Consider the following 14,698-nt stretch of genomic DNA (forward strand, 5'->3'; position numbering starts at 1 on the left):
CGGGACCTATCGGTTTTCCTCTTGCCGGAAATACTCCGGGGGGTGCCGGGGGGCTGGCCCCCCGGTCCTGTCGGTTCAGGCCCGCTCGAATCCGCGGACGATCTCGTAATCCGTCACGGCGCGGTCGAACTCCTCGATCTCCCACTCGGCGGCACGGCAGTAGTGGGCGATCACATCCTCGCCCATCGCCGCGCTCAGCATCTTGGAGCCACGCAACGTGTCCAGCGCATCGCGCAGGGTCTTGGGGATTTCCCCGGCCTGTGCGGCCTCGTAGATGTCTCCGGTGGTCGGTCTTTGCAGCTCCAGCTTTTCTTCGATCCCGGCCAGCCCTGCCGCCAGTTGCGCCGCCATCGCCAGGTAGGGGTTCATGTCCGAACCCGGAATCCGGCATTCCACCCGGACGCCTCCGGTATGCGCGCCGCAAAGCCGGAATCCGGCGGTGCGGTTGTCCACCGACCAGACCGTCTTGGTCGGGGCGAAGGTCGCCTTGGCGAAGCGCTTGTAGCTGTTGATATAGGGGGCCATGAACACGGTCATGTCGGGTGCATAGTGGATCAGCCCCGCCATGTAGTGCCGCATCAGGGCGGACATGCCATATTCGCCGGCAGGATCGTGAAAGGCGTTCGCGCCGTCCTTCCAGAGCGATTGGTGCACATGCGACGAACTGCCGACGCGATCCGCGTGCCACTTCGGCAGGAAGCTCGCCGCGTGGCCCTGCTGGTCGGCGATTTCCTTGGTGGCGTGCTTTGCGATCGTATGGTGATCCGCGGTCTCCATGGCCGGGGCGTAGCGGATATTGAGTTCCTCCTGGCCGGCCTCGGCCTCGCCCTTGGAATTCTCGACCGGAATGCCGGCCGCATGAAGATGGTTTCGCAAGGGGCGCATCACGTGCTCCTCGCGGCTGGTCTGAAGGATATTGTAATCCTCGTTGTATTTGCTGATCGGGGTCAGGTCGCGGTAGCCGCCCCTGGCGATCTCGGCAAAGGATTTCTCGAACAGGAAGAATTCGAGCTCCGTCGCCATGATCGGGGTCAGGCCCATCGCCTCGCACCGCGCGATCTGCCGCTTGAGCACTGCGCGCGGGGAATGCGGCACCTCCGCGTGCGTGTGGTGGTCCAGAACGTCGCAAAGCACCATCACGGTGCCGTCGAGCCAGGGCATCGGGCGGATGGTGGTCAGATCGGGCTTCATCACATAGTCGCCATAGCCCGCCTGCCAGCTGGTGCTGGCATAGCCGTCGGGCGTGGCCATCGCCAGGTCGGTGGCCAGCAGGTAGTTGCAGCAATGGGTTTCTTCCCAGGCGCTGTCGACGAAATGGCGTGCGACGAATCGTTTGCCCATCAGGCGGCCCTGCATGTCCACGATACAGGCCAGGACCGTATCGGTGCGGCCCGCGTCCACGGCGGCCTTCAGCGCCTCAAAGGTCATCAATCCCTGCATGGTTCATCCTCACTGCCCTTGACCTGTCGTGCCACTGCCCCAGAGACGATCCGGGGCAGGGCTTTCATCCTGTAGCGCGGGTTCAGCCGTAGCGATAGGGGCGACCGGCCTTTTGCATGTCCGCGTTATACTTCTTGAAAACCTCGACGACCTTGGCCTTGGTCGGGCTTTCGGCGGCGATCTCGTCCCAGAACACGCGGGCGGCGTCCTCGACCGTCTGCCATTCCGCATCCGGGATCGAGGTCAGTTCCAGATCGGTGCCATGCACCCGCAACTGCGCCTCGCCGCCCCAATACCACCACTGGCGATAGTAGTGCGACTGGTCGCAGCAGACCCGGAACAGGGCCTGCAGGTCTTCGGGCAATTCGTTCCAGCGGTCCATGTTGGCGAAGAACGAACCCGCCCAGGCACCCGAGATGTTGTTGGTCAGGAAATAGTTCGTCACCTTGGACCAGCCGACGGTATAGTCTTCGGTGATCCCGGACCAGGCGATGCCATCGAGTTCGCCGGTCTGCATGGCGACTTCGATGTCCTCCCAGGGCAGCGTCACCGGAACGACGCCGAATTGCGCCAGGAACCGTCCCGCGGTCGGGAAGGTGAAGACGCGCTTGCCCTTCAGGTCCTCCAGACTGCGGATCGGGTCCTTGGTTGCGAAATGGCAGGGGTCCCAGGCCCCGGCGCTGATGTGTTTCACGCCGACCTTGGAGTATTCCTCGTCCCAGATTTCGTTCAGCCCGTACTGGTTGAACAGCACCGGCACGTCGAGGCTGTAGCGGCTGGCGAAGGGAAAATAGCCGCCGAACACGGTGACTTCGGTGGGCGAGGCCATGCTGTCGTCATCGGACTGCACCGCATCGATGGTGCCGTTCTGCATGGCGCGGAACAATTCCCCGGTCGGCACCAGCTGATCGGCATAGAACAGTTCGATCTGCATGCGGTCGCCGGCGATCTTGTTGAACATCGCGATGGCCGGATCGACGACATGTTCGGCCAGCGCCGGGCCGGCGTAGGTCTGCATCCGCCAGGTGATGGTGGATTGCGCCAGTGCCGGCGTGGCCAGCGCGGCGGGCGCGGCCATGGCCGCGGTGCCGAGAAACTTGCGTCTTGTGGTCATTGTGGTTCTCTCCTTGTTGGTTGGAAGTGTGATCCCTCTCTTGGCCGGAGGGTTAGGGGCCGTAGATCTTCTGGGGCAGCCAGAGCGCGATCTGCGGAAAGACCATGATCAGGACAAGGGCCAGGATCATCACCAGCACGAAGGGCAGGATCGACCCGTAAATGTCGCGCAGGGTGATTTCCGGCGGCGCCATGGCCCGCATCAGGAACAGGTTGTAGCCGAACGGCGGCGTCATGTAGGCGATCTGCGTGGTGATCGTGTAGAGTATCCCGTACCAGATCAGGTCGAACCCCAGCGCCTTGACCAGCGGCACGTAGAGCGGCGCGACGATGACCAGCATCGCCGTGTCGTCGAGGAACGTTCCCATCAGCAGAAAGGACAGTTGCATCAGGATCAGGATCATCCAGGGGTCGAGTCCGAGCTGTTCGGTGAACAGGTTGTCGATGGCGCGCACCGCCCCCAGCCCGTCGAACACCGCGCCGAAGCCAAGCGCGGCGAGAATGATCCACATGAACATGCAGGAAATCGCCAGCGTCTGCCGGACGCTGGTCTCGAACACGGCGCGGGTCATCCGGCCCTTGAGAACCGCCGCCAGGAAGGCGGTCATCGCGCCGATGGCGCTGCTTTCCACCAGCGAGGTCCAGCCGTTGACGAAGGGCACCATCATGGCGGCGAAGATCACGAGGGGCAGAAGTCCCGCGCTCAGAAGACGCAGTTTCTCGGCCATCGGCACCTGCCGGTCCTCGGCCGGCAAAACCGGTCCCAGCGCGGGATTGATCCGGCATCGGACATAGATGTAGGCGATGAACATGGCCGCCATCATCAGGCCCGGCAGCACGCCCGCCAGCCAGAGCTGTCCGACCGGTTGCCGCGCGATCATCGCATAGAGCACCAGCACCACCGAGGGCGGGACGAGGATTCCCAGGCTCGATCCGGCCTGAATCACGCCCGTCACCATCTTCTTGTCATAGCCGCGCCGCAGCAGTTCCGGCAGCGCGATGGTGGCGCCGATGGCCATGCCCGCGACGCTGAGCCCGTTCATCGCCGAGATCAGCACCATCAGCCCGATGGTGCCGATCGCGAGTCCGCCGGACACCGGACCCATCCAGACGTGGAACATCTTGTAGAGATCGTCGGCGATCTTGGATTCCGACAGGATGTAGCCCATGAAGATGAACATCGGCAGCGTCAGAAGCGGATACCATTTCATCAGCTTCATCGCGGCGGAAAACGGGATGTCCGACCCGCCCGTCCCCCAGAGCATCAGCGCCGCCACCGCCGCCACCCCTCCGATGGCCGCGAAGACCCTCTGGCCGGTGAACAGCATCAGCATCATCAGCGAGAACATGAAGACGGCGATCATCTCGTAGGACATCAGAAGGATTCCCCGCGCAGCCGGAGAATGTCCTTGCAGAACTCGGACAGGGCCTGAAGCAGCATCAGGAAGATACCGGTCATCATGATGATCTTGATCGGCCACATGACGGGCCGCCATGCGGTCGGACTGCGTTCGCCATATTGCAGCGAATAGGCGGTGGAATCCCATCCGCCATATAACAGCACACCCAGGTAGAAGATCAGGAACAACACGGTAACGGCATCGAACCAGGCTTTCCGGCGGTCCGACCAGGTGTGATAGAACAGGTCCATGCGCACGTTCGATCCCAGCTGGATCGAATAGGGACCGCCCAGCATGTAGTAGGCGACCATCGCGAACTGCGCCATTTCCAGCGTCCAGAGCGAGGGCAGGAAAAAGGTCTTGGAAACGGAGGACCACAGCAGGATGCCGACCATGACGAAGATGCCATACATCACGATCCGTCCCAGCCGGTAGTTCACCGCGTCAACGGTGCGGATGAAACCGTGCATCATTCCGCGCATGCCGCGGCCCCCGGATCAAGGGAGACGCCGAGATCGTCGCAGGCGACGGCGATCCAGCCCGCCAGCATGTCCGCCATGTCCGATTGCGCCTGCGCGTCGCCGATCAGGTCGTTGCGGATTTCCAGCATGATGTTGACGGCTCCGGCGGGCAGGGCGAAGGATCTGAGCGTATGCGTGACACCGTCCTGCGGGTCGTAGGGGTCGTTCAGGGCGACGACGCGGCCGGTATGCTGCCCGGCGCGGGTCAGCATGGCGCGGGCCAGCCGGTCGTCCTCGTCATGGATCAGGCCGATCTGGACCTGCCGCGCCACGCCGAGAAAGACCGGTGTGAAACTGTGAACCGTGATCACGACGGGCGGGGTGGCAAACCCGGACATCGCCTTTTTCAAAGCTGCCCGGAACGGGTCGTGAATGTCGCGCACCCGTTCGGCCCGTCCGGTATCGTCAAGCGCCAAGTTGCCGGGAATCGCCTGGCCTTCGCTTTGTGTCGGGATCGCGTCGGGCGCGCCCGGCGGGCGGTTGCAGTCGAAGAGCAGCCGGGACATTCCGCCCGCGACCAGCGGCGCATCGAAATGCGCGCTCAGGCGGCGTGCCACGGGCAGGGCGCCCGGATCCCATGCAATGTGGCTTTTCAACTGATCCGGGGTCAGTCCAAGCACGCCGAACCGGTCAGGCATCCGGCGCGAAGCGTGTTCGCAGACGATCAGAACCGGCCCGCGGCCGGCCGTGTTGTGCAGGGCGACCGCCTCTGCTTTCGGTTCCTGTTCTGGTTCAGCCATGCCGCCGACGATTCATCCCACCCTGTCCGGATCAGGATTCGTCAGGCGGGTCCGGTCTGTCAATCAAACTCTGAAATTTTTTATTCACGAAGGTTCTGCTTGTTGATAATCTGAACAAGGAGGGGCGGCATGGCGGAGTCAACGGAAACCATCGCGGAACGGCTCAAGGATGCGTTCGACAGTCTGACGCGGGCCGAGCGCCAGTTGGCGGATTCCCTTTTGCAGGCCTATCCCGTGTCCGGCCTGGCGTCGATCACGCAGGTGGCGCAGAATGCGGGCGTGTCGACGCCGACTGTGGTTCGGATGGTTCAGAAACTGGGCTTTGCCGGGTTTCCGGCGTTTCAGGCGGCGCTGCGCGCGGAGCTCGAAGCCCGGATTTCGGACCCGATCAGCAAACGCAACACCTGGGCGGAATCCGCACCCGAGGCGCATATCCTCAACCGTTTCACCGATGCGGTGATCGGCAATATCCGCCAGACCCTGACTCAGATCGATCTGGACATGTTCGAACGCAGCTGCGCGGTCCTGGCGGATCCGGACCGGTCGATTCTCGTCGTCGGCGGCCGGATTACCCATTCGCTGGCCGAACATTTCTTTCTGCACATGCAGGTGATGCGGGCGAAAGTGACGCATATCCAGTCGATTTCGAACGCCTGGCCGCATTACCTGCTGGATGTGGCGCAGGGCGACGTGGTGGTGATCTTCGATGTCAGGCGATACGAGAATTCGACTCTGAAGCTGGCGGAAATGGCGCGCGAACGCGGTGCCCATATCATCCTGTTCACCGATCAGTGGCGTTCGCCGGTGCACGATCTGGCGGATTGCGCGTTCTGCGGGCGGATTGTCGCGCCGTCAGCCTGGGATTCCATGGTGACGCTGATGCTGATGCTCGAAACGGTAATCGCCGATGTGCAGGAACGCACCTGGGACACCAGCAAGGCGCGGATGGAGGCGTTGGAAGACATGTTCGACCGCACCCGGTTCTTTCGAAAGTTCACATGATGGCGTCCGGGAAACGCGATGTTGACAGGCTGCGGGAATTGCGGCCTTGTTTGACCAAAGGATCAAAAAACGATCGCAGGGCGGATCAACCGTCGCAAAACCGTTGCAAGGCGCTGGCAGGTAGCGAGCCGTGATTTCAACAGGAAAAAACAGGGGAATGACATGAAAAACACAATGATCATCGGGGCCACGCTGGCGGTGTCCCTGGCGGGGCTGGCGCAGGCCGATACGCTGCGGCTGCTGACATGGGGCGGATATGCGCCGGAGAACGTCATCGAGATGTTCGAAAAGGAAACCGGGCACACCGTTGAAGTGACCCTGTCCAACAACGAGGAGATGATCGCCAAGCTGCGCGCCACCGGCGGCGGCGGTTTCGACCTCGCGCAGCCCAGCCAGGACCGTATCTCCGGGCCGCAGGCGGAATTCGGCATCTACAAGCCGATCGACCTGTCGCGGATCGACGCATCGCAGTTCATCGACTCCATGCTCGCGGCGACCAAGGCCAACACCACCATCGATGGCGCGGTCCATGCCGTGCCGCATGTCTGGGGAACCAGCGGCCTGGTCATCGACACGGCCAAGGCGGACATGGTCAGGGACTACACCGATCTCTGCAACGCGGACCTGGCGGGCAAGGTGTCCTACCGGCTGAAGCGGCCGACGCTGATCGGGTTCGCCTTCGCGATGGGCATGGACCCGTTCGCCGCCTATGACGATCCGGCGGCCTATGCCGAAATGATGGAAAAGGTCGAAGCCAAGCTGATCGAGTGCAAGCCGCTGGTGAAAACCTACTGGGGCGGCGGCGACGAGCTGATGGGGCTGTTGCGCTCCGGCGAAGTCACCGCGTCGATGGCCTGGGACACGGGCGGATGGAAACTGAACGGCGAAATGCCCGACATCACCTTCGTCGCACCGGCCTCCGGCGCGCTGGGATGGATCGACACCTTCGCGCTGCCGGCCAAGGGGCAGGCGGACGATGCCGCCTATGACTGGATCAACTTCGTGATGCGGCCCGAAGTGTCGGCGATGATCACCGAAGCGGCAGGCAACTTCACCGCGTCCAAGGGCGCGGACCAATTCGCCTCGGACGGTCTGAAGGCGCAATTCCAGGCCAGCTTCCCGCAGGCTGCCATTGACAACATCAAGTGGTATCCGCCGGTGCCCGCCGGGCTTGAAGCCATCGAAGGCGGCATCCTTGACCGGGTCAAGGCGGCCAACTGATCGGACGGACAACCGGAGCGGCATCCGCGTGAATCGTGGGTGCCGCTTGCATTGATACGGAGCGCGCATGACGCCAGACCTTGAATGCCGGACCCTGTGCAAACGCTTTGGCGACACGCTTGCGGTGCAGGACGTGTCCTTTTCCGTCGCGCCGGGATCGTTCTTTTCGATCCTCGGCCCGTCTGGATGCGGCAAGACCACGATCATGCGGATGATCGCGGGCTTTCTGGAACCGACCGGCGGCGATATCCGGATCAAGGGGCGGTCGATGCTGAACGTGCCGCCCAACAAGCGCCCTGTGAACATGGTGTTCCAGCACCTGGCGCTGTTCCCGATGATGAACGTGGCCGACAACATCGGCTACGGGCTGCGCCGCGCCGGGCTGCCCAAGTCTGAAATCGTCCGCAAGGTCGGCGAAGTGCTGGAGCGCATCGGCCTGCCGGGGATCGGGTCCCGCAGGGTCGATGAACTGTCCGGCGGGCAGAAGCAGCGCGTGGCGATTGCGCGCTGCATGGTTCTGGAACCGGATGTCCTGCTGCTGGACGAACCGCTCGGGGCGCTCGACCTGAAGCTGCGCGAACGGATGAAGATCGAACTGAAATCGTTGCAGGCGGCGTTTGACACGACATTCGTCTACATCACCCACGATCAGTCCGAGGCGCTGGTGATGTCCGACCAGATCGCGGTGATGAACCACGGTGTTTTCGAACAGGTCGGGACCGCGCGCGACCTGTATTACCGTCCTGAAACCGCGTTTGTCGCCGGGTTTGTCGGCGACAGCAACCGCTGGGCCGGAACCGTCGAGCAGGTAGATGGAAGCACCGTCGCGCTGCGCACCGCCGAGGGTCTGTTGATCCGGAGCAGGGCGCAGGGCAAGGCACTGGCCAAGGGCGAAGCCGCCGAAATCTTCCTGCGCCCAGAGGCAATCCGCGTGGCACGGGATGCGGCCGACTTGGCGCAGTTCGACAACCAGGTGAGCGGTGTCGTCAGCAGCCTGCTGTTCAACGGCGCGGCGAGCCGAATTCTCGTGCGGGACGAGGTCGGCGAAGAGATCGAAGTGACACTGCCGCAATCGGGCGAATTCGCCACGCTGTCCAGGGGCGCGCCGGTGCGGATCGGCTGGTCCGGCGATCAGACCACCTGTTTCGCGCGGCAGGGTTGATCCGATGCAATCGCAAGCCCGGCTGGGGTTCTTCCTGCTTCTGACGCCGCTTTTGCTGTGGCTTGGCCTGCTGATCCTGATCCCGCATGTGGACATGGCCTTGCTGAGCCTGCGCGAACGGGTCGGCGTCGGCCAATACACGACGAGCCTTGCCAATTACGGCATCTTCTTTGGCGAACCGCTCTACATGTGGACGTTCCTGCGCACGGCGGTGATGTCGGTCCTGGCGACGGTGATCACCCTGATCATCGCCTTTCCGGTTGCCTACTATATCGCCAAGATGGCCAGAGGCCGCACGCGGTCGGCACTGTTCCTGCTGTGCCTGGTGCCGTTCTGGGTGTCCGAACTGGTGCGCACCTTCGGCTGGATGATCCTGCTGCGCGAGACGGGGTTGTTTTCCAGCCTGTTGCAATGGGCGGGTCTGGCCACCGGGCCGGTCGAGATGCTCTACAATGACGCGGCGATCATGGTCGGGCTGGTCTACACCTCGATGCTGTTCATGGTGGTGCCTTTGGTCACGACGCTGGAAAGCCTGGACGACGCGGTGATCGAAGCGGGCTACGATCTTGGCGGGTCCGGGCTGAGCGTGCTGCGCGAGATCATCATTCCGCATGCCATGCCGGGGATCGTGTCGGGCAGCATCGTCGTGTTCATGCTGTCGCTTGGCAACTACCTGACGCCGACGATGCTGGGGGGCAAGGACAGCCTCTGGTTCACCGAACTGATCTATTCCCAGTTCATCGTGCGCTTCAACTGGGAACTCGGAGCGGCCTTCGGCTTCATGCTGCTGTTCCTGTCCTCGGTCATCGTCTGGGGCACGCTTCGGCTGACCGGGCAGACGCTGGAAAGGACGATGGGATGATCCCGTCTATCCCGCAGCCACGCGCCTTTCGCGCCGCCTATATGGCCTATGTCCTGCTGTTCTTCGTCTACCTGGCGCTGCCGCTTGTCGTGGTCGCGGTCTTCGCCTTCAACGACAGCCAGTTCCCGTCGCTGCCCTGGGAGGGCTTCACCTGGAACTGGTTCTTCGGTGACGAGCGACCGATGATCGGGGTGTTCCACGAACGTCCGATCCTGCGCGCCATCGGCACCTCGGCCATCGTCGGCTCCTGCGTCGCGCTGCTGTCCGTGGCGGTCGGCACCAGCAATGCCTTCCTGTTCAACCGCTACCGGTTCCGCGGGCGCGGGCTGCTTTACGTGTTGATGCTTTTGCCGCTGGTCATTCCGGGCATCGTGCTGGGCATTTCGATTCTCGTGTTTTCCTCGACCGTGGCGAACGGATTGTGGGATGCGGTGAAATACGACGCCGAGATGCTGCGCCCCGGTCTGGTCCTGGTCGTGCTGGGGCAGTTCTCCTTCATCACCACCATCGCGACGCTGGTGATTTCCGCGCGGTTGCAGAAATTCGACCAGACGCTGGAAGAGGCCGCGCTGAACCTCGGCGCGGACCGGTTGACGGCGGTACGTACGATCACGATTCCTTACCTGATGCCCGCGATCATCGGCGCGCTGGTGGTGGCCTTCCTGATGAGTTTCGAGAATTTCAACACCACGCTGATGCTGGTTGGTTCCGACGCCCCGCTGACCGTCGCGATGTTCGACCGGTTGAAGGAAGGATCGACGCCGCTGCTGAATGCGGTATCGCTGTTGCTGATGATCGGATCGTCGCTTCTGGCGCTGGTGATGATCGCGTTTCAGCGCCGGTCCTGATCCGCGGCGGCAAGCTGACGTTTTGCATGCGCCTGTCCGCCCGCCGCGTCCTCCTGCGGACGGATATCAGCTCAGGGCGCGGGCCGCTCGCGCGAGGGCTTCGATTTTGGCCCAGTCGCCCGCCGCCATGAGATCGGCCGGCGCGACCCAGCTCCCTCCGGCACAGAGCACGTTGGGCAGGGCCAGGTAGGATGCGGCATTAGCCGGCGTGACGCCGCCGGTGGGGCAGAAGGTGATCTGTGGCAGCGGCGCGCCGATCGCCTTGAGCGCGGCGGCACCGCCGGAGGCTTCGGCGGGGAAGAATTTCAGCATGTCATAGCCGCGTTCCAGCAGCCGCATCGCTTCGGTCGCGGTGGCGGCCCCCGGAAGGGTCGGCAGGTCATGGGCCTCGCAGGCATCCAGCAGCCGGTCCGTCGCACCGGGCGAGACGCCGAAACGCGCCCCTGCCACCCGCGCCGCCCGGACGTCCTCGGGCGTCACAAGCGTGCCGGCGCCGACGATCCCGCCGGAAACCTCTGCCATGATCCGGATCGCCTCCAGCGCCACGGGCGTGCGCAGCGTGACCTCGAGCGCCGGCAGTCCGCCGGCGACCAGCGCCTCGGCCAGCGGCCGGGCATGGGCGATGTCGTGGATCACCAGCACGGGGATGATCGGCGCGCGGGCGCAGATCCCGCGCGTGTGCCGGCTGGCCTGCATGGCGGTGAGGGTCATTGGATCAGTCTCCGAAAATGGTGGCGCCGGACTCCGCCGATCCGACGGCGCGGCGGAAATTGGCAAAGAGTTCGCGGCCCAGCCCGGCTTCGTTCCCGGACAGATCGGCCGTGGCGGCGGGACGGTCGAGCACACCCTCGGTCAGGATCTCAAGCGCGCCGGCATCCGCATCGACCCGCAACAGGTCGCCATCGCGCAGGCGGGCGATGACCCCGCCGTCGAGCGCCTCGGGGCAGACGTGGATCGCGGCGGGCACCTTTCCCGATGCGCCCGACATGCGCCCGTCGGTCACCAGCGCGACCTTCAGACCGCGCCCCTGCAGGATCGACAGCAGCGGCGTCAGGCTGTGCAGTTCCGGCATGCCATTGGCCTTGGGTCCCTGGAAGCGCACGACAACGATTGTGTCCCCGGTGAATTCCCCGGCCTTGAAGGCGGCCTTGACCGCGTCCTGATCGTGAAACACCCGCACCGGAGCCTGCACGATCCGATGTTCCGAGGCAACGGCGGACACTTTCATCACCGCCGTTCCAAGGTTGCCGGACAGCCGTTTCAGCCCGCCATCGGGCTGGAACGGGTCAGAGGCGGGGCGCAGGATCTTGTCGTTCAGCGATGTGCCGCTGCCCGTTTCCCAGCTGAGCACGCCGTTTTTCAGGCGCGGTTCGGCGGTGTACCGCGCCAGCCCTTCGCCCGCGACGGTCCGGGTGTCCGGGTGCAAGAGCCCGGCTTCCAGCAATTCGCCGATCATGTAACCCAACCCGCCGGCGGCGTGGAAATGGTTCACGTCGGCCAGACCGTTGGGATAGACCCGCGCCATCAGCGGCACCGCGTCCGACAGGTCGGAAAAATCCTGCCAGTCGAGCAGGATGCCACCGGCCCGCGCCATTGCGACGAGATGGATGAGAAGGTTCGTCGAGCCGCCGGTGGCGTTCAGCCCGACGATTCCGTTCACGAAGGCCCGTTCATCCAGGATATCGCAGACCGGCGTATAGGCATTGCCAAGCGCGCTCAGAGCCAGCGCGCGGCGCGCGCCCTCGGCGGTCAGGGCATCGCGCAATTCGGTGTTGGGCGTCACGAAGCTCGCTCCCGGCAGGTGCAGGCCCATGAATTCCATCAGCATCTGGTTGGTGTTGGCGGTGCCGTAGAAGGTGCAGGTGCCGGGGCCGTGATAGGCCGCCATTTCCGCCGCCATCAGCGCCTCGCGTCCGACCTCGCCGGCGGCGAATTTCTGGCGGACCCTGGCCTTTTCATCATTGGGCAAGCCGCTGGTCATCGGTCCGGCCGGCAGGAACACGACCGGCAGGTGGCCGAACGCCTGGGCGGCGATCACCAGTCCGGGCACAATCTTGTCGCAAACCCCGAGGAAAACAGCGGCGTCGAAAGTGTTGTGGCTCAGAGCGACGCCGGCCGCCAGGGCGATGACGTCGCGCGAGAACAGGCTCAACTCCATGCCGGTCTCGCCCTGCGTGACCCCGTCGCACATCGCCGGAACGCCACCGGCAACCTGCGCCGTGCCACCCGCTTGCCGTGCCGCCGCGCGGATCAGGTCGGGGAATCGTTCGAACGGCTGATGCGCGGACAGCATGTCGTTATAGGCGGTGACGATTCCCAGGTTCCCCGCGGTTCCAGCGGCCAGCGCATCCAGGTCCGGTCCCGAAGCCGCACAGGCATGCGCCTGGCCGCTACAGGACAGATGCCGCCGCGCCGGACCCTTGGCCGTGGCGGCGCGCATCCTGTCCAGATAGGGCCTGCGGGTCGCCGCGCTGCGTTCGATGATCCGGTCGGTTACGGTTCGAAGTGTCGGGTTCAGTCGCATGAAGGTCGTCACCTTGAAGAAGAGGCGGGCCGGACGGTTTCGCATGCAGCGATCGCGCCTTGCAGGAAGGGCAATCGGCTGTCACGGGCGCTGACGCACTTGTCGCGCAAACATGCCCCGCGCCGTGCGTTGTAGGGTGCCGATACCATATCTTGCCGCTGAACCGTCCTCGGACATGGCAGGCAGTCTGACCGGGAACCGTTCCCGAAGCAACCGTGAACGTTAGCGATAACGGGTGGATCCGGCCTGTATGTTTTCCCGTTTCGCCAGAGGAAGGCGGCCCGAACCCTGCGAGGACGGGCCAACCCGCCAAGCACGGTCTGGCCGGCGTATCGTTTCCAGCGTGCGGCAAAGGGAAAGTGCGCATGTCGCGGGCGGTTGAAAACCACGAAGCAAACGGACGACCTGCGGAAAAGATGCAATCCGTTCGGGATGTGACATTGGTCGGAGTGAGAGGATTCGAACCTCCGGCCCCTGCCTCCCGAAGACAGAACCACCACGGCACGTTACTGTAAATTAACGGAAAATCATCACCAATGCCCACCTATTTCGACGGATTTTCCGCTGAACCGGGGGCGAAACGAGGGCCAAATGCCATGAAAATCGTCATCTTGATTGCGTTCGTCATCGCCGCTGGCTGGTGGCTGACATCGGAACCGAGCGATTATGAGCGCGGCATGTGGTGCATGGACTTGGGGTACTGCGACAATGACTGATCTGTGGAGCAAGATGCAATTCTCGGGACCGGGAATTTGGCAACCGAACAATCGCGGCCACATGTATCGCCGCACGACAGATACCATGTATCAGGCCGAAATGATGATGCGCGGCGATCATGCAGACATTCTTTGGCGCAAGGTTGAGAGCGAAGCCAGAAAGCTGATTTGGTGCTGACGGCATGGGCCACCGACGAGGACGAGTATGTGGTGCATGGACTTGGGGTACTGCGACAATGAAAGGCGAGACTATGGGTATTAAATTCGGAAAACTGGCGGAACTCAACGTGCAGATCGGCGACATTGTGCGGGTCGTCGGATCCGTCAGTGAGGGTCGGATAGAGGATGGAAAGGAATGGGTGATATCCGGTGTCACGAAGAATCGCTACTATGGACGTTCACGATCCGGTCCCGGTAATGTGGACATCCCGCTTTCAAATGCGCTGATCTGGCAGATTGTGTCGAAATCGAAACGTGCGGCAATCGACATCACGACGATGGAAGACCCCGAGACCGTGACGATCGATTCCGAGAAGCGTACAACACTCAACGAGGCAGCAACTGAACTGGTCCTGGCCGCACTCATCGTGTCGTACATCGGCAAGCCGGTGGCGCAAGCTGTTCTCGATCTTATCGCAGCACTCACGGAGGTCACGGAATGAAAAATATCGAGGAAACACGGCGCGATCTGAACGCGCGGTTCATGCCGGCGGGTGACGCCAAGAACGAGTGGAAGATCCTGAAGCACAGCGGATGGATTTACGGCGACTGTGAAGATTACGCATGCACGTTCGTCTGGTTGGCGTCGGGCAAGTCGATGCTCAAGTTCTGGTTGAACCTGATCACCCGACGCGCGTCCCTGTGGTATTGCAAGGCACCGGTGGGTGGCGGGCATGTCGTCCTGGACGTCAAGGGTCACGGCTGCATCGACTCGCTTCAGTAAGGGTTCAAGACCCGTGAGAAACTGGAAGACCTGGGGTACACCGGGTTCCGTCGGTATCGTGCGGCGTCGGTCGCGCTGAAGTTCCTGCGGACGTGACTTTCAAGGTCTTGGGGATGCCTTACGAGGTCATGCTGTACTACAAGCATGTCCTCCGAAAACTCGGACTGCACACTCGCGCCGAAGAACTACGGCGGGAATGGTGGTTT

Annotated in this window: 16 protein-coding genes; 9 read left to right on the forward strand and 7 right to left on the reverse strand. The window is 63.2% G+C overall.

Annotated features, from left to right (window positions below; translation table 11 throughout):
• Positions 1-75: 75 nt before the first annotated feature.
• The 5 genes from QO034_RS13175 to QO034_RS13195 form a co-directional block, all read right to left on the reverse strand.
• Complete coding sequence (locus tag QO034_RS13175; RefSeq protein WP_284486007.1) at positions 76-1,440, reverse strand: glutamine synthetase family protein; 1,365 nt, start codon at positions 1,438-1,440, stop codon at positions 76-78.
• A gap of 82 nt (positions 1,441-1,522) precedes the next feature.
• Entirely contained in the window at positions 1,523-2,554 is a 1,032-nt protein-coding gene (locus QO034_RS13180; protein WP_284486008.1) for a TRAP transporter substrate-binding protein, read from the reverse strand.
• A gap of 52 nt (positions 2,555-2,606) precedes the next feature.
• Positions 2,607-3,929, reverse strand: coding sequence for a TRAP transporter large permease (locus tag QO034_RS13185; protein WP_284486009.1), 1,323 nt, complete (start codon positions 3,927-3,929; stop codon positions 2,607-2,609).
• Positions 3,929-4,435, reverse strand: coding sequence for a TRAP transporter small permease subunit (locus tag QO034_RS13190; protein WP_284486010.1), 507 nt, complete (start codon positions 4,433-4,435; stop codon positions 3,929-3,931). The genes QO034_RS13185 and QO034_RS13190 overlap by 1 nt, the downstream gene beginning before the upstream one ends.
• Entirely contained in the window at positions 4,423-5,214 is a 792-nt protein-coding gene (locus QO034_RS13195; RefSeq protein ID WP_284486011.1) for an N-formylglutamate amidohydrolase, read from the reverse strand. The genes QO034_RS13190 and QO034_RS13195 overlap by 13 nt, the downstream gene beginning before the upstream one ends.
• A 129-nt stretch (positions 5,215-5,343) precedes the next feature.
• On the opposite strand from QO034_RS13195, the gene QO034_RS13200 reads away from it, so the two are divergent.
• The 5 genes from QO034_RS13200 (at position 5,344) to QO034_RS13220 (ending at position 10,309) form a co-directional block, all read left to right on the forward strand.
• Positions 5,344-6,216, forward strand: a complete 873-nt coding sequence (locus QO034_RS13200; RefSeq protein ID WP_284486012.1) for a MurR/RpiR family transcriptional regulator — start codon at positions 5,344-5,346, stop codon at positions 6,214-6,216.
• Positions 6,217-6,378: 162 nt separating this feature from the next.
• Complete coding sequence (locus QO034_RS13205) at positions 6,379-7,437, forward strand: extracellular solute-binding protein (protein WP_284486013.1); 1,059 nt, start codon at positions 6,379-6,381, stop codon at positions 7,435-7,437.
• A 67-nt stretch (positions 7,438-7,504) separates the two neighbouring features.
• Positions 7,505-8,599 carry an ABC transporter ATP-binding protein gene (locus QO034_RS13210; protein ID WP_284486014.1) on the forward strand — a complete coding sequence of 365 codons (1,095 nt, stop codon included), beginning with the start codon at positions 7,505-7,507 and terminating at the stop codon, positions 8,597-8,599.
• Between the two features lie 4 nt (positions 8,600-8,603).
• A complete protein-coding gene (locus QO034_RS13215; protein WP_284486015.1) occupies positions 8,604-9,461 on the forward strand; it encodes an ABC transporter permease in 858 nt (285 codons plus the stop codon).
• Positions 9,458-10,309 (forward strand): ABC transporter permease, encoded by an 852-nt coding sequence (locus tag QO034_RS13220; RefSeq protein WP_284486016.1) that lies wholly within the window; start codon positions 9,458-9,460, stop codon positions 10,307-10,309. Before QO034_RS13215 ends, QO034_RS13220 begins: the two co-directional genes overlap by 4 nt.
• A 66-nt stretch (positions 10,310-10,375) precedes the next feature.
• On the opposite strand, the gene eda is transcribed toward QO034_RS13220, so the two are convergent.
• Both eda and edd read right to left on the reverse strand, forming a co-directional pair.
• Positions 10,376-11,020, reverse strand: a complete 645-nt coding sequence (eda, locus tag QO034_RS13225) for a bifunctional 4-hydroxy-2-oxoglutarate aldolase/2-dehydro-3-deoxy-phosphogluconate aldolase (protein WP_284486017.1) — start codon at positions 11,018-11,020, stop codon at positions 10,376-10,378.
• A gap of 4 nt (positions 11,021-11,024) precedes the next feature.
• The gene (edd, locus tag QO034_RS13230) at positions 11,025-12,833 is read right to left on the reverse strand and encodes a phosphogluconate dehydratase (RefSeq protein ID WP_284486045.1); all 1,809 of its coding nucleotides are present in this window, start codon (positions 12,831-12,833) and stop codon (positions 11,025-11,027) included.
• Positions 12,834-13,369: 536 nt separating this feature from the next.
• On the opposite strand from edd, the gene QO034_RS13235 reads away from it, so the two are divergent.
• The 4 genes from QO034_RS13235 to QO034_RS13250 are packed head-to-tail and all read left to right on the forward strand — an operon-like array spanning position 13,370 to position 14,492.
• Positions 13,370-13,549, forward strand: a complete 180-nt coding sequence (locus QO034_RS13235; protein WP_284486018.1) for a hypothetical protein — start codon at positions 13,370-13,372, stop codon at positions 13,547-13,549.
• Entirely contained in the window at positions 13,542-13,727 is a 186-nt protein-coding gene (locus QO034_RS13240) for a hypothetical protein (protein ID WP_284486019.1), read from the forward strand. The genes QO034_RS13235 and QO034_RS13240 overlap by 8 nt, the downstream gene beginning before the upstream one ends.
• A gap of 58 nt (positions 13,728-13,785) precedes the next feature.
• On the forward strand, positions 13,786-14,211 hold the full coding sequence (locus QO034_RS13245; RefSeq protein WP_284486020.1) for a hypothetical protein: 426 nt from the start codon (positions 13,786-13,788) through the stop codon (positions 14,209-14,211).
• On the forward strand, positions 14,208-14,492 hold the full coding sequence (locus QO034_RS13250; RefSeq protein WP_284486021.1) for a hypothetical protein: 285 nt from the start codon (positions 14,208-14,210) through the stop codon (positions 14,490-14,492). The genes QO034_RS13245 and QO034_RS13250 overlap by 4 nt, the downstream gene beginning before the upstream one ends.
• Positions 14,493-14,698 lie beyond the last annotated feature (206 nt).

Source organism: Sedimentitalea xiamensis (genome assembly GCF_030164465.1).
Taxonomy (GTDB): Bacteria; Pseudomonadota; Alphaproteobacteria; order Rhodobacterales; family Rhodobacteraceae; genus Sedimentitalea; species Sedimentitalea xiamensis.